The sequence below is a fragment of the Bartonella refiksaydamii genome (assembly GCF_902652675.1).
Classification (GTDB): domain Bacteria; phylum Pseudomonadota; class Alphaproteobacteria; order Rhizobiales; family Rhizobiaceae; genus Bartonella; species Bartonella refiksaydamii.
In genome coordinates this window covers 1-18461 of the sequence record NZ_LR736316.1, presented here as the reverse complement: position 1 = coordinate 18461, position 18461 = coordinate 1, and the positions used below count along the sequence as shown (strand labels likewise).

Here is an 18461-nt window from a genome sequence, read left to right as displayed (position 1 = left end):
TTGCTCGTCTTATGAATGCAAGAGAGAATGTTTTTGCACATATGAAACAGTGGTTTTCAAAAAACTAAAAGCCCATCCCCCTGAGCTCGTATATTGTTCCATAAAACCCTATTCTTTAGAGAAAAAAGAAATTCAATGAGATATCAAACTGCTTGAAAATTTTAACACTCTTATTGTATTTAACTTCCTACAAAAAAGCCTTGAAAAATTCTTAATTTGTTAACGATAATAATTAGAGTATTGATATTTACTATCAAGGTAGTATAATCCATTATGGTTTAAACAAGTTAGGGATTTTCATGAATACAAAATATTTAATAACACTATCGCTTTTTACTTTAATTGCGTCCTCGGCAGCGCAAGCAGCGGATACCATGGTTTTTCAAAATTCAAGCCCAAAACCAAGCATTACACCCATGATCACTATTCCCGATTTTTCTTGGAGTGGTTTTTATCTTGGAGGACAGTTTGGTGGTTTTTCAAGTACAGACACTTTAAATTACTCTGAAGATGCAACGACTGGAAAATGGGCTTTTATTGATAAATCTTTATCACCTAAACCGAAAGGATTCGTAGCTGGGCTTTATGCAGGGGCTAATGTTGATCTGGGAGATAGCTTTATTCTTGGTGTTGACACGGATATGGTCGTATCTGGTAAAAAAGATAAAAAAGTAGATAGTGAAAAAGAAATTTCAGATAGAAATAGCTTAGATGCTCTCAACGCAGTCTTTAAAGAAGCGGGAATTTCCGTTACAAAACCTGGAGCACAGGATGAAACCATACCCAATGTTGGTGATATCGTCGTAAGCGGTATCACGTTAAAAGAAAAATGGGTAGGTGCAACACGCATGCGTATTGGTTTTGCTGGTGATCGTGTTATGCCATACATCGCGGGTGGTGTAGCTTATACACAGATGCAATATACTACGTCAATTTCATCAAAATCACACGAAGATCAATCTACAATATTTGCTTCTGGCAATGTGTTGGATGAGACACAAAAAATGATTGGCTATACTGTTGGTGCTGGTATTGATCTTGCAATGACAGATAATATCATCATGCGTGCAGAATATCGTTACACAGATTTTGGTAAAAAGAAATTCGCAGACGATAAAGTTGAAGTTGCCGCCAAAACTAATAATTTCCGCTTTGGTTTAGCGTATAAATTCTAAATTATTGTAAAATTAAACTACTAAAAACCCCTGTAAAACAAAGGCAGGGGTTTTATTTTTTATCTGTCGTATTGTAATACAGTGTCCTTCAAGGCAGGGAAAAGATCAACAAATCAAGTGTGCACAATTACAAGAAAAAGATAATCGATATGTTATGAATATTGTATCAATTTGTTTATTATTCAAATACATAATACCAATAAAAAGATTATATGATTGTTAAAAAAAACACTTAGATAAGACATTTTGAAGTAAATTTTCCACGAAATGGTAAAAATAGTTTCAGCAGCCAAATGATGGAGATGTGTTTCTGTACTCCAAGCCCAAAAACTTGAGTAAAATCCATGAGAAAGCTCTGAGAGAACCATAAGAATGATAAGTTAAGTTACAAAATTTCATCTATCTTTTAATATTTCACCATGTCCGCTTCAAAAAGAAGGCTTGATGCATTTTTTCATAAAACACTGTTTCACTTGATAAAACAGCCACAGGTATTACACAAAGCAGTAAATCATTTCATTTCGTGATTTTTATTGACCTCTTCCCTGTCCCCTGTCCTAAAGAATGAAGGCTCCCATCCCCACCATCTGCACTTAAATGCGTTTCTCTCGAAGAAGTGTCATCTGCTCATCATTTATGTGAACATTTCATAAGAGGCTATACTACAGAGGTTAACTTTGTCTTCTCTCAATATACCGTACCCAGTATACCGTACATACTAGGCTAGTTCTGTTTTAATATCTCATTCAACTTTATACTTCACCACGAGAGCAGCACAGATAAAGAGAGAGAGTGATTTGCTTATTTCTGCTACTGATAATCCCATATCTCAAACATGTAGCATATTTTGCTAGCCTATCAGATTGGTGTTCCAGAAATTACTGTTTTTCTCACAGAGTTGGTTGTTTCAAAAGGAAAAGGAAATCAGACAGAGATGACAGTGTATTTTTAAACTGTATGCGTACACATTCACGCAGTGTCTTGAAAACAACACTTCACAACGCTGGAATAACGCAGCAAAATAAGCAGAAGCACAATATAAAGTGGTGCGGGTGGTCGGACTCGAACCGACACTCCTCTCGGAACCAGATTTTGAGTCTGGCGCGTCTACCAGTTCCACCACACCCGCACATTGTTACAAAAAACAGACGTCATAAAAGACAGACCCATCCATTGTCTCTCTGCACTATATGAAGAGGGGGAGATTCGTCAACACTAGACTTCGGATTTTTTAAGAATTCGTATTATTTTTACCTCATCGAATTTAAAAAAATATCTTCCCCATCTGATTTTAGATACAATACAACAGTTTTATTTATAAAGAGAATTTATTATTTACCATTCTCAAATAGGAGCCTCAAATACAGATAATTTTTTCATTTCAAACTCTCTCATATAATGAATCAATAAAAATCATTTGCTTAAATGTCCCACGAGCAGATAAATAGTAAAGGATATCTTCCGTGCGATTTATATCTCATGAAGCGTTTTGGGTATTATGGTACTGTACAATCTCTGCTTTTAGCAGGCTTTGGGACATGGCTTTTCCGCATTTCTTCTTGAGTACAACTTTTTGTGTGTTTTAGCCTTAATGACCATCAGCTTTGTTTTAGCGGTGTACCATACGGATATTGAATATAGTTTTTGGAAGCTCCTCCAGTTGTGGTTTAAGCGCAATGAAAAGAACAACAAACGTCAATCAGCAGTTCAAACAGTTGAACAACATCTAACCCCCTTCTTATTTTAAAGCGACCACAGGATTTCTTGTTCTTTCATTTACCGGTTGGAATGCCGTTGCCAACCTATTTTACGCATTTATCAACTTTACGGTTGCTTCAAAAGGGCTTCTTTCAGGCTGTCAAAACTATAACTGCAAAACACGAACGAAACCACGTGCCCTCCTACTCTCAATGGAAAAAATTACTGCTTTCCTATGGTTTAATAGTCATAAAAGATAAAGAGCTTACCCCCATCTCAAACCGTGGAGAAAAATTGTTAAAAGAGATACATTACACACATTTGCAATGTAGCAAATTCAGTGTTTCAAATAGCAATGAACAAACAAAATAACCAAAGAAACCATCGCTTTTTCTACCTTCACCGCACGAAGTATGGCTACATCTGCCCCGTATACGAGTCTTTTTAGGGCATCAAAACTATAACTGTAAAACTATAAAATAACAAGTGAGGAGACCAATAAATACAGATGGTTGATTGAGAATAAGGGCACAACGTCTCCTGTTGCAAGTCCGTCATTCACTCCATAAGCCAACTTGAAGAACCACACATCATGATGGAACATGATCACGGTGCATGACGGAAGTATACGCAAAAAGGCGATTTAAATGCTCCTTACCAAAAACCACCTCATATAAAACCACGAATTAAATCAGCTCCACGCATTTGACATGTTCTTTGGTACGATTTTCCTCATAATACAATACTACCTGAATTTGGAAAAAGCAGCCTGTTTTAGTGCTTTCTAAGAATACAAAATTATATGGCAATATCACGATTTTGCCTTATTTCAACGCAATAACAATCCAATAATCTGTCCACCTATCCATTTCAGTCTCTCATAGAAAATAAAAAATAAAAAAGCATAGATTATCTGTAATTATATTACGACAGTTTCCGTAAGTCATTTAAGTTGTTTGCGTACTGTTCCAAGCTTATCTGAAAAAGAGTTTCATAAAGTCGTAATCCTTATGCTCAAACATTTACCGCATTCACACCATTGGCTTAAAAAATAAGCGTATATACCATCATACACGGCATCAGGAATGGTGGTCGCTTCCCCGCAAGGGGAAAGAGGAACGGTTGCCCACCGCTCCTTTCGTCGTTTTTAGCATTCAACCATATCATAAACATAAGCGCATAATGTAAATGATAGGATGAAGTAAAAAGATTTCACCAAATGCAAGAATATGGTAAGAGGTTGTCTTTTTGCCAATCATGTGCTCAGTCACTTGCCCAACCGCTTATTTGTAGAGAGCTTTTACATAAAGAATAACCATACGTATTATCTTTATACTGGTTCACACTTCTCTTTTCGAGAAAACAGCACACCATGAGAATTGGATTTTTTTGTGCTTTCAAAAAAGCGGTGCTGCTATGCTCGTAGCGCAAGAAAAAAGTCTACCTTATAATTTGCTTCATCACCATCTACCGCTATGGTAAGATGTGCTTTCTAGTCTGGAAGCTTCGGTCTACCATCCCATTGGTAGAAATTTTCAGAAATGAACATGTTCCTGTAACAAACCGGAAATCAACGCAAAACCGCTTTCTTTTCCTTCAAAAAGAACACCATGTTGCCTATCGCCATAACTTAAATGCACTGCCCACCCTGTAACAGCCCCCAACATAGCTTGTACAGGGAGGCTTTCAACTTTCAAACCATCCCTTCACAAAGAAAATTCCACGCCAGAGCCCCATGCTAAATCTCTACGCCAGAGCTCTATACCAGAGCCCCATGCCAAAGTATTTTTGGAATGATTGGATTTACTTGCAAATTTCTTGCGCCTTGGATGCCTTTTTTTGCTTAACATATTTCTCAACAGAGAAAGAATGGACAAAATTTTTCTCTGAAAGAAAATAATTTTGATTGTCAATTTTATTTCCAAGACACACATATTTTTAGCAGGATACATTCTTCTCTTTATCAGCCCTATTGCTTTCAGTATGCTTGTCATTCCTAAAAATGTACAACCAGCGTCATAATGCAGAAATAAGCATCCCTCCAGCCCCTTCGCAAAAGACAAACTACTTCGTAGATATCATCCTCTTCAGGTCTTCTTTCGTCGTAAAAACTACAAATGAGTGGATTCAATTCTGCTATCAATAACGCTGCCTACGGTAATGTTAGTTTTCCAGAACGTAGAAGCCATTCTATACTTTCATCAATTTTCATATATGTCCCCTTTTATCTATAAAAATTAACTATTTTTAAAAACATCAAGAGTACTCCCTTTTAACGCGATGAGATTATGCGCTTCTCACGCCACAACTTATCACATTCCATAGCAACACCCCCCTTGTGATATACAAACGAATGATTTTAATTGATCAATTATAAGAAGTTTTGAGATAGGAGAATCCTACTGTATTCGAAGCTCTCATTCAAGTTTCAAGGCGATAAATTATCATGAGTAAATTATAAATTTTCATGCTGAATCAAACAATTTACTATTATACTATCTTTCTGTTTTATGCACTCTCACCCCATAATCAGAAAAATTCATACAATCGTAATAAAAAAGGTAGATTGGTTACACACAACAAACCGCTTAGAGACACAAGCAATAACAACGCTAAGTGCCCAGTAAAGAGAATATAGAGAATAGCATGATGGCGCTGGCTCGCACCTTCATAAACGTAAAGAAGCTGATACCCAATCTAGTGTGCAATGGCATCCACTCTTGCACCAAGCAGTTTGTCGGTAGTTCATTGCACGCACGCTATTCCATCTTCAATCTGCCGTTTAATCCTGCCATCCACCAGAAGTAATACACTTTCGCAATACAATTATAACATCCCCCCTCCTTTTTATTCTGAAGCATCCATGCACTTTCTTTTCTCCCATTTGCCGCTTAGAACATCGTTGCCAGTCTCTTTTACAGACCTGCCATTTTTATATCGCTTCAAACGAGCTCCTTTTAGGCTATAAAAAATGACAACAGCAAAACAAAAGCAAAACCGCGTGCCTCTCTCCAAGCACACATGCTCCTCTTTTCATTCTACTACCAGCATAAATCTCTCACAACGCCCCGAGAAAGCACAGCCTTCGCACATCCCACAAACCCCAATTCTCCCCCCCCAAGCACATACTCTAAAGCCCAGCACATCACAGCTTCTTTCATACCCATCATCTCTTTTCATATCCTCTCATATACTGGAACGATTCCCAGATAGTTCCCTCCATTTTTCTTCAATTTTTTTTCATACACAGTGTTTTTCCAGCTTTTTTGTTTTCTTTTGTAACCAGTTTTTTTACTCTCTTCACGCATCAGCTTTACGCATCAACGCCCCTCTCTTCTCACCACTGTCTTTTACCAATTTTTAAATTTTAGATTGACTTTCACGTTTTTATTCTTATATTTTTAGAATTGTTCTAAAATGTAAAGGAACAGAAAATGTTGAAATCGTTTTTTTCATTTCTACAACGTAAAGCTCTGTCCTTCCGTTCAGCACAAAAAATAATGATCCGAGCGCTCAAAGCAAAAGAACAACATGCAGCGCTTTATTTAAAATACGCAAGGGCTCTAAAACCTTATTCCTCTAGGCAAGCAGCAATTTTTACGAAAATGGGCATGCAAGAGCTTGAAAATTATAAGCAGCTGCTTTGCCTTTCCTGTAATAATCGTGCAAGAACTGTAGGGTCATTGTGTGACCATCCTGCCCTTGTAACAAGTAAGCGCGCAAGCGCAAATGCATGCACAATAACCCCCAGCGCAAATGCGCATACAATAACTTCAAGCGCAAATGCGCATACAATAACTTCAAGCGCAAATACGCATACAATAACTTCAAGCGCAAATACGCATACAATAGCTTCAAGCGCAAATACGCATACAATAGCTTCAGGTGGGAATGTGCGCACAATAGAAGTGAAAAAACAAACTCCGAAAAAGCCGTCAAAAACGCATAAACAAATGCTTTTAACATGGATTCAACCTGGTCTTGCAGGCTTAATGGATGGCTCTGTCTCCACCCTTGCGCCCATTTTTGCAGCAGCTTTTGCAACGGAGGATACACATCAAACTTTTTTGATAGGGCTTTCTGCTTCGATTGGAGCAGGTCTTTCAATGGGGTTCACAGAAGCAGCCCATGACGATGGCAAATTGTCAGGTCGTGGTTCTCCACTGAAAAGAGGCATTGCCAGCGGCGTTATGACGACATTAGGTGGATTAGGTCACACACTCCCTTATTTGATCAACTCGTTTTATATCGCGACAATTATTGCATTTATTATTGTTTTTTTCGAACTCTTGGCAATAGTTTGGATTCAAAATAAATTTATGTCGACTCCTTTTTGGCGCGCATCTTTACAAGTTATCATTGGCGGAGCACTCGTTTTCGCTACAGGTGTTTTCATTGGCAGTATATAAAGGCAGACACTATAGAAAAAAGACATTTACCATACAAAACAAGCAGTGGAAACCGTTGCCTCTACAGGTCTTTAGCGACTTGTTTCAGAAGGAGTCTTTTGTTAAAGCTATGTTTATTGTGTACATTTTGGAGATGCTTTTATAATGCCCTATACGCACCTGAACAGCCCAAAGAGCCCCTCTTCATCGAATGCATCCCCTCATCTTGCACAAAAGATAATCTTATCAATCCAGCGTCTTGAACATGGCCAAGGTCTGGAGCTGCCCCATTATGCCACAGCAGGGTCTGCTGGTCTTGATCTGCGAGCAGCTGTTGGAGAGGAAGAGACACTCACCCTTGCTCCAGGGCAACGCGCCCTTATTCCAACGGGTCTCATCTTTCACTTGTCTCCCGGCTTTGAAGCACAAATACGTCCACGCTCTGGTTTAGCCTTAAAGCATGGCATCACATGCCTAAACACCCCTGGAACAATTGACAGCGATTACCGTGGTGAAGTCAAAGTACTTCTCATTAATTTAGGGCAAGAAAATTTTTCCATTACACGCGGAATGCGCATTGCACAAACAGTTATCGCACCGGTTATTCAAGTGAATGTTTGTGAAATTGAACTGGCTCAAAAAGACAGCTCCCAAAGCAGCACGGAAGGTCGTGGCACAGGCGGCTTCGGCTCAACAGGACACGATTAAGCAGCAGTTGAAGAAAAAGAAGCTGTCATCCTTGCACCAAAACAGCACGTATTTATTTCAAAAGTCCTTATCTTTTACTTGCTTCTTGGGTTTCAAAATACACCAACACTCTAATTTAGCACAGCATCACATGCCTCCAACGTCCAGAACAGTTGCTTTCAATCGCATGCAATTGTCCGGATGCGAAGTCAAAATTCTTCTCACAAATTTGAGACAAAAAACTTTTCCATTAATTTCCCTTAAAAAAGGCATGCGCATTGTACAAACGGTCACAACTCCAGTTATCCAAGGTGATATATGTATCCTGAAGCAGAGCAGAAAGAGAGCACACAAAGCAGTACAAGAAATCAAGGTACAGACACTTTGGCTTAACAAAACAAACTTAAGCAAAAAGAAATGGCAAAGCCACATTGTTACAAAACCGTCTTCGTTACTCTACAGGAGAGACAGTTCCCATCCCAGAAGTCCTAGACTTGATCACATCGCTTGTCGGAGTACCCACATCACTGGGAACATCCACCCCTACAGCAGCTGTCATATCCGCTGCCCCATCAGATGCAATACCTCTTGAAACAACATTAGAAGATTTTTGCAATCCCATAAGACCAACTTTAGTATATCCAGCAGTTCGTATTTTATTAAGCAAATCGACGACAGCTCCATAATCGATTTCGCTATCGGCTTTGATCAAAATCTTTGTCTCTAAATTTTTGTTTGTTTCTTTAAGCAAAGCTTCAGTAAACGCCGTTTGATGGACAAGATTGTCACCAACATAAAGAGAATGATCTTTCTGCAAAGTCACATAAAGAGGCTGATCAGGTTGAACCACAGCAGGTGCTTGAGTGATAGCAGGAAGTTGAACTGAAATAACAGATGTTGCCAAAGGCGCAGCTACCATAAACACGATAAGCAACACCAGAACAACATCAATAAAAGGGGTTACATTGATCTCACTGTGCAACCCACCCTCATCTGTTTCCCAATTATCATTAAAGCTTGCATTCATTTTTTTTGACTTTTCTGTTGTCTCTGTCTATCGAGTTCACGACTCAAAAGCCTTTCAATGGCAGCAGCAATATCACCTAAGTCATTGCGATAACTACTCAGAGCACGCATAAGGCTATTATACATAACAACAGCGGGAATGGCTACAAAAAGCCCGATAGCCGTTGCAAGCAAAGCTTCGGCAATTCCTGGAGCAACGACATCAAGCTGCGTTGTTTGAGATTTGGCAATACCGATAAAAGAATTCATGATCCCCCAAACTGTTGCAAAAAGACCAACAAAGGGCGCAACTGCACCAATGGTTGCAAGAACGGCACTCCCACACGCAACACGGCGCATAGCAGCCAGCAAGCAGCGAGACAAAAGGGAATGAACCCTCTCCTTTACACCTTCATTCATATCGCGCGCAATCCCCCCGTAGCGATTCATCTCCTTATAAAAGAGGGTATCCTCATCAGCAATGGTTTGCACCCCTGATTTTGTATCGGCTCTTTTACCAGAATCTCCACTGGTTTCAGTACCAACAAAGTTCACCTGCTGTGCAGAAAGATACACTTCTTTAAGAACTTCTTTAAGAAAGAATACACCAGCCCCTTTACTCTCTTTTAAGCTAGCAGCTAAACGCGTGAGAGTCTGAGCGTTAAGAACTAATCGAAGTTCATGGCGCACACGCCATTTTGCTAAAGCAATCTCAACGATTTTGACAAAAGCAATCGTCCAAGAAGCAAGAGAAGCAAGCAACAAAAGAACAATAACAGCTTTCACAACAAAATCAGCCGCCATAAACATAGAAAAAGGAGAAAAATCATGCGTCGCAAACACCGCAGATGTGCTCTTTAGGGGTACTGTCTCAGATTCCATTTCTGTCCCACATATTATGGCCTTCTTTTTTGATCTTACAACTGCGCCACCACCGCCATGGCATCCTCCCCCACAACACCACGTCTCTCTTAACGTCATTTTGTATTCAAATCTAAAAAATAAAACTTGATAAATCAAGCATAGTTTTATTTCATGAGACATTTCTTTCAAGAGAGATCTTCAAGAAATTTTTCTCTACACAAATCAAAATAACTTTATCTAACAAAACAGCTCTATAACTGGCACCCCCCATTACATGTAACAGTTACAATACAAATAAGTACACACAAGGAAAGGGATGTTTTTTCATTTCAGCCGCTTTTTTTCAAAATGATAAAAAACTGTTTTCTTGCCCACCACAAAAAGCACCAACATGTGTATAACAACCGTTAAAAAACTCAACATACCAAAATGCCCACAGGCAAAATAAAAGGTTCGTTGAATTAGAGCAGCATTGAGAGCTAAAAAATATCACAATGGTGTTTTACTCTTTCATAAGCATATGAGATGATACTCGATGGATCTTACAATACCTATTCACGTGCAAAACTCATCTGATAGGCAAACAAGATTCATTTTATCAAAAATACTCTCAAATGAACAAAGAGATGGAACAAAAAAAAACATTTGGCGTTACACAAGCAGTGAAAATTTTTACTCCAATACAAATGATCACTATGAATATACAAATACTGAGTACAAATACTGAGTAATGATGAATCAGAGAGGGAAAGAGCATCATGGCAAACAATAAAACACCAGAGAATAATAAAACGAAAGATTTACAAGGACAGTTAGAGAAGTTACGCAGTGAAATTTCAGAAATAACCTCAACACTGAAAGATCTTGGTGCAAACAAGTTGAGCGCAGCGAAAGATAAAGCCGAAAAACTGTATAATTCCGCGAAAGAAAATAGTGGAGATATGATGTCTCAAGCAAAAGAAAAAATCGGCGATCTTGAACAAACCATGAACCAATGTGTTCGTAAGAATCCTGGCAAAAGCGTTCTATTTGCAGCAGGTGTTGGTTTTATTCTTGCTCAATTATTGCGTCGTTAAGCAATGCATAAGTTTATCGTTCCTCTTTTAAACCATCTTGCCGGTGGAGGATTAAAAAGCACCGTCAAGCAGGTCCGCCTTCAAGCAATTTGCTGTGGGATTATCAGCATTTCATTGTTTATGTCGTTGCTTTTTTTATGTATCATCGGCTTTCTTGCATTATGTTCGATCATGAAGCCTCTTGCAGCAGCAAGCACAATGTTTTTCATTTGGCTTTTGGTTGCAGGCTTAAGTGTTTTTGTCGGACGCGTTCTCAGGGCTTATCAACACTACGAACAACAAAAGAAGTCGGAACAACAACGCCATAAACTGATGACAGATGCAACACTTTCCAGCATTGCACTTCTAAGCAAACATCTCCCTTTTGCCAAATTAAGCGTTCCAGTGCTTGGACTTGCTACTTATTTTCTGTGGAAAAAGGATAAAAAAAATCATTTTTCAAAGTAGGATATGTAATTCTATCATTTCAAGTCCCCAAGGTGTTTTCTCTTGTTTGAGAGAAAACACTTTTTTTCTCCAAACCACCAATGTTGTAGCAACGTTAACTCTTAAGAAAGAATCCCTGAAACCAAAGAGTGAATAAAAAAAACACATCACTTTCACCATTATATGGACAATAAAACACTTTGATCATTGTGTAGATAGTAAGATAATGGGAATATTCAAAAGCCTTCTACAAAGATACAGCCCAGTTAATCATGTATTCTGAGGTATCGAGCTATTCTTCAACGAAAATTACGACATCAACAACCAAGCTTCTTAAAAGTGCACACTTAGAACATCATGATGTATGAGTACGTCCATCATCTCTGTCACAACCATATGCAAAACCCCTCACCCACGGTCTTTAACCACCATGCAAATCACCAGCACACTTTTGAAAACCAGCCGTGCTTCTTTGCCAAAAATGTTACATACCACAAATGTTATTTCACTATTCCGTAGATCTTATAAAAACATTCATACCCCCTCAAAGGAAGCGCCCACTTTTGAAAGTGCATCATAATGCGTGAGTACATCTATCATCTCTGTCACGATAACATTCAAAATTTCTTGATCATCGCCTTCAGCCATAATGCGAATGACTGGTTCAGTTCCAGAAGCACGGATTATCAATCGTGCTTCTTTTCCCAAACGCTGCGTTGCTTGATCTATTGCTGTTTTAACTGCATCATTTTTTAATATATTTTTGTTTTTAATCGTTACATTTTTTAAAATTTGTGGCACAGGATCAAACCGCTTACACAAATGGCTCATAGGGCTTTGGCTTTCCTGCATACAAGCTAAAATCTGCAAGGCAGCTACCAATCCATCTCCGGTTGTACCAAAATCACTGAGCACAATATGCCCAGAAACCTCACCACCAACATTATACCCTTTTTGACGCATCGCATCGACCACATAGCGATCCCCAACATTTGTCCGAATAAGGTCCAACCCTTTGCTATTTAAGAAACGTTCAAATCCCAGATTTGACATAATGGTTGTGACAACACCATTACACTGTAACCGCCCCGTTTTATACCAATGTTCCGCGATAACAGCGATCAACTGATCCCCATCAATGGTTTGCGCTTTTTCATCAACAATGAGAACACGATCTCCATCTCCATCGAGAGCAATCCCTACATCAGCACGCACTTCATGAACTTTTTGTTTTAAAGAAGACAAATCCGTTGAGCCACATTTTCGATTAATATTGGTACCATTTGGCGTATCATGAATAGCAAAAACCTCGGCTCCCAATTCCCACAAAGCACGTGGAGCAGCTTTATAAGCAGCACCATTGGCGCAATCCACAACAATACGCAAAGAATCCAAACGAACATCCCGTGGCAAAGTCCGCTTAGCATATTCGATATAACGATAAATATCGCCCTCGACACGTTTTACGTATCCAATTTCTGAACCACTCGCTAAGGATTTTGAAAGATCTGTATCGATTAATTGTTCAATTTTCTTTTCTATATCATCGGAAAGCTTAAAACCATCGGGACCAAAAAGTTTAATCCCATTATCGTAGAAGGGATTATGTGAAGCAGAAATCATCACCCCAAGATCAGCGCGCAAAGAGCGACAAAGCATAGCAACAGCGGGCGTTGGTACAGGTCCCAACAAAAAAGCTTCCATGCCCGCAGCAGTAAATCCTGAAACCAAAGCATTTTCTAACATATAACTCGATAATCGCGTATCCTTACCAATTACCACACGGCGCGTCTGATGCTGTGAGCGAAACAAAATCCCTACAGCCATGCCTACTTTCATGGCAAAATCTGGTGTCATGGGAAAAACATTGGCCTTACCCCGAATTCCATCTGTACCAAAATATTTTTGTGCCATCCCTCTTTTCCTTTATATACACTTCTTCTCTTGCTATACGAACAAAACAGAACTCTAATATCGTAAAATACTCCAATGGTAGCAGATCATTTGCTCTCCTTCATTCTTTCAGACTTTCAAACAATCGAGCCTTCCAAACCCATCGCTTAAAGGCATCTCGTAAACACGTTCCTTCAAGGAATCCTTTAAACCCATTATTGAGAAAAAATCTCTGACTCTACCAAAAACCACACAGACTTCACCAATTATGCTTCTCCACCCCACGCATTAAGCATTACCCCTTCACATGCCTTACACATACAAGCCCTTCTAAACAAAACCACAAGGTAGCTAAATTCTGTCAAAAGACAATCTCACCAACCTTACCCACTGCGATCAACATAGCAACCTCACACAATAAAGCTCTACAGCCACAAACACCTTTACGAACATATTCCCTTAACATTGCTCCAAAGGCGCAAGCCCTGCTTGCGCCTTTCTTAAAAAAATTGCTCAAAACATAGTCACTCAAGCATTATCAGAAAGTTATTTTTTTTCTTTATCATGTTCCATAACATTCGATTTTTTTTTAGCACTGGCTTTATTTTTAGAGCGATTTACTACTTTTACGTTATTTTTGGCGCTCGGCGATTTTTTCTCAACTTCATGAGAGTGCACTCCTTTAAACTCAACATCAGTGGATTTTGTTGTTTTTTTTCCAACTTTTTCCTCTGCTTTTCGCATCTCTCCTTTACCGGAAGCTGTTTTATCAGCATCCGCTTTACTAGTATCTGTCTTATCACCCGTTTTTATATGAGACTCCACCTTAACTGCCCCAGTTTTAGGCACAGAAGAAGTGCGCACAGGAGCACCTTCATCTTTTTGTGTTCGTGAAGGGGGCTTTCCTGCAATAATTTCCTTAATTTCAGCTCCAGTTAAAGTTTCATATTCCAACAAACCTTGCGCAAGAGCAAACCACTCTTGTCTTTTTGTTTTGAGAATTTTTGTAGCATTTGTATAAGCATCATCAATGAGCTTACGCACTTCAGCATCAATCATGCGCGCAGTTTCCTCAGAGACATTTTGTGTTCGTGCAACAGAATGGCCCAAAAAGACTTCATCCTGATTATCGCCATAGGCAACATTACCAAGAAGATCAGAAAAACCCCAGCGTGTGATCATAGCACGTGCTAGTTTTGTTGCTTGTTCAATATCAGATGAAGCGCCAGATGTGATATTTTCCTTTCCAAATTTTAATTCTTCGGCCACACGCCCACCCATCATGATGGCCAGACGAGAAATCATCCACCGATAACTCATGGAATAGCGATCACCTTCAGGCAATTGCATCACCATTCCCAAAGCTCTTCCCCTAGGCACGATTGTCGCTTTATGAACAGGGTCAGCAACAGGGACATTGAGAGCCACGATAGCGTGTCCCGCTTCGTGGTAAGCGGTAAGTTCTTTTTCTTCTTGTGTCATGGCGGTTGAACGCCGTTCCGCCCCCATCATCACCTTATCTTTCGCATCTTCGAACTCTTGCATAGTCACAACTCTTTTATTGCGACTAGCAGCCATGAGAGCGGCTTCATTGACAAGATTCATCAGATCAGCACCAGAAAATCCTGGTGTCCCCCTTGCCAAAACTTTCAGATCAACATTAGGCGCTAAAGGTACATTACGCACATGCACCTTCAAAATTTGCTCCCGCCCAGAAACATCGGGATTTGGTACGACAACTTGCCGATCAAACCGCCCCGGTCTTAACAGAGCAGGATCGAGCACATCAGGACGGTTGGTTGCAGCAATAAGAATGATACTTTCATTTGGCTCAAAACCATCCATTTCGACAAGCAACTGGTTTAAGGTCTGCTCACGCTCATCATTTCCACCTCCCAGTCCAGCACCACGATGGCGCCCTACAGCATCAATTTCATCAATAAAGATAATGCAGGGCGCATTTTTTTTCGCCTGTTCAAACATATCGCGCACACGGCTTGCCCCAACACCAACAAACATTTCGACAAAATCGGAGCCTGAAATGGTAAAGAACGGCACATTGGCTTCTCCGGCAACAGAGCGAGCAAGCAAAGTTTTACCAGTTCCTGGAGGACCCACCAGCAAAACGCCCCGTGGGATACGCCCCCCTAGCCGTTGAAATTTTTGTGGCTCACGTAAAAATTCGACAATTTCCTGTAGATCCTGCTTTGCTTCTTCAACACCAGCGACATCCTGAAAGGTAATACGCCCCTGTGCTTCATTAAGCAATTTTGCTTTTGATTTCCCAAATCCCATTGCGCCGCGTGATCCATTTTGCATTTGTCGCATAAAAAAGACCCACGCCCCAACGATAATAATAACAGGTAACAAAGAAAAGAGGAGATTGAGGAAGATACTATTGCCAGAGCCTTCAGGAATAGCTTTAACATTAACATTTCTGCTTTCCAACTTTTGTATCAAACCTGGATCTCGTGGAGCATAGGTTGAAACAACCTTGTGTTCAATGGTTTGCCCTGTTAATTTTTGACCTTGAATAGTCACAGATTTCAGCTCATTATTCTCAACTTTTTGCAAAAATTCAGAATAAGAGACCTCTCCACCTCCAGAACGCTGGCTATCGCCATTAAAGAAGGAAAACGACACAATCAAAATCAAAGCAATAACTCCCCAGATAAGGAGAGAGCGGTAATTGGAATTCATATTCGGCCCACACTTAATCAAATACAGATTTTAAATATTTCCCCTTAACATATAACCTTGTCTGCCCCTTGCCAAGATATGAGAAGATGTTTATTGCCTTTTAGAGTGATTTTTCTTTATCTTTTCACCTCAACATTAAAAAAAGGTTCCACAACATTCACCAAAGCAGCATCCTCACGTGAGGAAAGCCAATCGAAAGGAGCCATAATTCGTTTTATACTGATATTTTTGTGAGAATGAGAAACAGCTTGATAAGTTAGCTCTGGGATATCATACTCTTTGTCATTTGAGATCATAAGCAGCGATTGCAAAGAGGGAAAATGGGGATTTTCAAAATTAAAGTGACTGTTTTGTAATAAAGATTTTAGCTGTTTCAAACGCGCTGCTCCAACCTTTATGGCATCGGCTCCATGATTCGTAATCTGATAGCGTCCGTCCCATAAAAAAGTTTTACCTGATTCAACAATCGCCTCTTTCATATTTCGAGCTTCACGCCAAAGAGCAATCCCATCTCTACTATATTCAATAACAGATCCCGCATAAGTAAAACGCCGCTTTTCTAATGAATGGAAGTATAGCTTTTTAGCAAGTGTGATCAACTTTTGCGTAGGAAGTAAATATCCTCTCCCTCCCATCAACACAGCAAAGAGCCCAACAACAAAGGGAAAACTTTGGTGCTGCTGTAAAAATGGCGCAGGCTTTGCAATAAAACAACGTCCATATTCAACAGAAATATCCAAAGCCAAAATCAAATTGGCAACAATTTGTGTGTGTTGACGACGTTGAAATGCAGCTTCACGAACCTTTTGGACAATACCGGAAAGTTTTTTTTGGTGAAGAGATTGCCGCACACGCACGCGTTCAAAATTGCAATCTTCATTGGTTGGATCATCAATCCATGTTTTTCCATTGAAACGCAAATAGGCACGCAATGTTTTACGCTCTACACTAAGGAGCGGACGAATCAAGCGTATTTTTCTATGCAACAACGCTTCGCGCGGAATACAAGATAAACCACGTGCATAGGTCAATCCATAGTTTTTTTTGGCAAAAATAAAGTTTTGTTGCGCAATATTTTTTCTGGTTTCTATAGAATAAAGCCCATCACGCACACCCTCGAAGGCTTCACATTGCAAAATATCCAGGGAATCTCTCGCATACCCACCATCATACATGCCTTCTAAAAGCTCGCATTGCAAAACATTTATACCTTTTTGGAGACGTTGAGAGCGCATTTGATAGGTTTCAACCTGATCATTGAGCGTATGCCCTGTCATAATAAGCGTCGCACCTTGTTTTTGCGCTTCTTTAAACAAGAGATTATAGCGAGCAATACGGGCACTTGAAGCAATATGCGTTTTTGGCTTTTGACCTTCCCATCGTACAACGACATGCCTAATGTGATGGGCACAACAAATTTGTGCAACATTTTCTGCTTCATAAGCTGATTCTTTACGCAACTGATGATCAACGGTAACAGCAATCATTTCTGGAGGAACAGAGAGAGTGTTTAAATGGTCTTTGAGTAAAAATAGCAAAGCCAAAGAATCACTCCCCCCTGAGACCGCAAGGATCAACTTTTCACACTGGACAAAATCCGATGTTTTAAAGAGATTTCCTGCTAGTCTAACGTCCACGGTGAATGACTCCACTCCTTTTTAGAGGTTTACAAAAAATGGACTCTAACGTTTTATGACGTTTTGATCTTTTTGCAAAAAGCGCACAAGTCTCTTTATTTTGATCAAGAGAAACCATACTCATTGCTAATTTCAATAAAATCTCAGAAGTATAGAGCTTCTTTTTATCTGTATACCATGCGCTAAGATAAACTTGCGCTGCTTCATGATAACGTTTCTGTCCCAACAAAGCTTCCGCTAACCAAAACAAAACATCATCACTCAAAGGATCTTTTTTATAGTGATGCTGAAAAGCGCAAAAGGCTTTTTCAGCATCGACATAGTTGCCAGAAACAATAAAATTATAACCTTTTTTATACAACGCCTTGGAAGAAAAAAGAGAGGAATCTTTACCCTGATGCGGTTCAACATGAACGCTTTCTTCATGTGCTTTTTTAAAGTGGTCATGCACTTTCTGCAGAAGATTCCCTGTTTTCTCCACATCTTTATGCACTTCTTGCAAACGACTTGTATGATCATGGCTTTCCAGATCGGCAACACTGCTCTGATCATCTTTCGTGCTCTGTTCCTGAACCGTCCCTTCCTTTACAATCTGTAAATTTTCATCCAAAAAAGCATTTTCAAAAGCACAAGAGTAAACAGAAGAGTCTTTTTTATCAAACAGCTGGTGAAATTGCTTTTGAACATTTTTCAGATCATTGTGCTCAAGCACCGTTCGTATATCACGCAAGAGTTTATCAAAATCATAATCTTTAAAAAGAGCTTTCTGATTTTCTAAAATAAACTCCCGACTTTGAAGCATCCCCTGAAAAGAGGAAGCCGCACCTGTCACATCGCCAACTTTATCCACAGCATCAGCACCAGCCTCATTCACCGCATCAACAGCTTTATCCACAGCATCAGCACCAGCCT

At 39.6% G+C, this 18461-nt stretch carries 13 protein-coding genes, 1 tRNA gene and 1 pseudogene; 6 read left to right on the top strand and 9 right to left on the bottom strand.

What is annotated here, in order from left to right:
• Window positions 1-299: 299 nt before the first annotated feature.
• Window positions 300-1175 carry an outer membrane protein gene (locus GQO39_RS07275; RefSeq protein WP_156851596.1) on the top strand — a complete coding sequence of 292 codons (876 nt, stop codon included), beginning with the start codon at window positions 300-302 and terminating at the stop codon, window positions 1173-1175.
• Window positions 1176-2219: 1044 nt separating this feature from the next.
• On the opposite strand, the gene GQO39_RS07270 is transcribed toward GQO39_RS07275, so the two are convergent.
• Window positions 2220-2304, bottom strand: a tRNA-Leu gene (locus tag GQO39_RS07270).
• Between the two features lie 1081 nt (window positions 2305-3385).
• Here GQO39_RS07270 and GQO39_RS09280 point away from each other — a divergent pair.
• Window positions 3386-3928: pseudogene (locus GQO39_RS09280) on the top strand (type II toxin-antitoxin system PemK/MazF family toxin).
• Between the two features lie 480 nt (window positions 3929-4408).
• On the opposite strand, the gene GQO39_RS07265 reads toward GQO39_RS09280, so the two are convergent.
• The gene (locus GQO39_RS07265; protein WP_156851595.1) at window positions 4409-4570 is read right to left on the bottom strand and encodes a hypothetical protein; all 162 of its coding nucleotides are present in this window, start codon (window positions 4568-4570) and stop codon (window positions 4409-4411) included.
• 1344 nt (window positions 4571-5914) lie between these two features.
• Window positions 5915-6043 carry a hypothetical protein gene (locus GQO39_RS09420; RefSeq protein ID WP_256375704.1) on the bottom strand — a complete coding sequence of 43 codons (129 nt, stop codon included), beginning with the start codon at window positions 6041-6043 and terminating at the stop codon, window positions 5915-5917.
• A 264-nt stretch (window positions 6044-6307) separates the two neighbouring features.
• Between GQO39_RS09420 and GQO39_RS07260 the strand changes: the two genes are divergently transcribed.
• Window positions 6308-7282 carry a VIT1/CCC1 transporter family protein gene (locus GQO39_RS07260; protein WP_156851594.1) on the top strand — a complete coding sequence of 325 codons (975 nt, stop codon included), beginning with the start codon at window positions 6308-6310 and terminating at the stop codon, window positions 7280-7282.
• 144 nt (window positions 7283-7426) lie between these two features.
• The gene (gene dut, locus GQO39_RS07255; RefSeq protein ID WP_156851593.1) at window positions 7427-7969 is read left to right on the top strand and encodes a dUTP diphosphatase; all 543 of its coding nucleotides are present in this window, start codon (window positions 7427-7429) and stop codon (window positions 7967-7969) included.
• A 430-nt stretch (window positions 7970-8399) separates the two neighbouring features.
• Here dut and GQO39_RS07250 read toward each other — a convergent pair whose 3' ends face one another.
• Together GQO39_RS07250 and GQO39_RS07245 are read right to left on the bottom strand one after the other, a co-directional pair.
• Window positions 8400-8975 carry a biopolymer transporter ExbD gene (locus tag GQO39_RS07250; protein WP_156851592.1) on the bottom strand — a complete coding sequence of 192 codons (576 nt, stop codon included), beginning with the start codon at window positions 8973-8975 and terminating at the stop codon, window positions 8400-8402.
• Window positions 8972-9835: a MotA/TolQ/ExbB proton channel family protein gene (locus GQO39_RS07245; protein ID WP_156851597.1), complete on the bottom strand. Its 864-nt coding sequence runs from the start codon at window positions 9833-9835 to the stop codon at window positions 8972-8974. Before GQO39_RS07245 ends, GQO39_RS07250 begins: the two co-directional genes overlap by 4 nt.
• Before the next feature lie 740 nt (window positions 9836-10575).
• Here GQO39_RS07245 and GQO39_RS07240 point away from each other — a divergent pair.
• Window positions 10576-10893, top strand: a complete 318-nt coding sequence (locus tag GQO39_RS07240; RefSeq protein ID WP_156851591.1) for an ElaB/YgaM/YqjD family protein — start codon at window positions 10576-10578, stop codon at window positions 10891-10893.
• Between the two features lie 3 nt (window positions 10894-10896).
• Entirely contained in the window at window positions 10897-11340 is a 444-nt protein-coding gene (locus tag GQO39_RS07235) for a hypothetical protein (protein WP_156851590.1), read from the top strand.
• 513 nt (window positions 11341-11853) lie between these two features.
• Here GQO39_RS07235 and glmM read toward each other — a convergent pair.
• The 4 genes from glmM to GQO39_RS07215 all read right to left on the bottom strand — a co-directional run.
• Window positions 11854-13233 (bottom strand): phosphoglucosamine mutase, encoded by a 1380-nt coding sequence (gene glmM / locus GQO39_RS07230; RefSeq protein ID WP_156851589.1) that lies wholly within the window; start codon window positions 13231-13233, stop codon window positions 11854-11856.
• 525 nt (window positions 13234-13758) lie between these two features.
• Window positions 13759-15912, bottom strand: a complete 2154-nt coding sequence (gene ftsH, locus GQO39_RS07225) for an ATP-dependent zinc metalloprotease FtsH (RefSeq protein WP_156851588.1) — start codon at window positions 15910-15912, stop codon at window positions 13759-13761.
• A gap of 116 nt (window positions 15913-16028) precedes the next feature.
• A complete protein-coding gene (gene tilS / locus GQO39_RS07220) occupies window positions 16029-17549 on the bottom strand; it encodes a tRNA lysidine(34) synthetase TilS (protein ID WP_156851587.1) in 1521 nt (506 codons plus the stop codon).
• A partial coding sequence (locus GQO39_RS07215; protein ID WP_156851586.1) for a tol-pal system YbgF family protein occupies window positions 17539-18461 on the bottom strand: 923 nt, incomplete at its 5' end. The genes GQO39_RS07215 and tilS, both read right to left, overlap by 11 nt.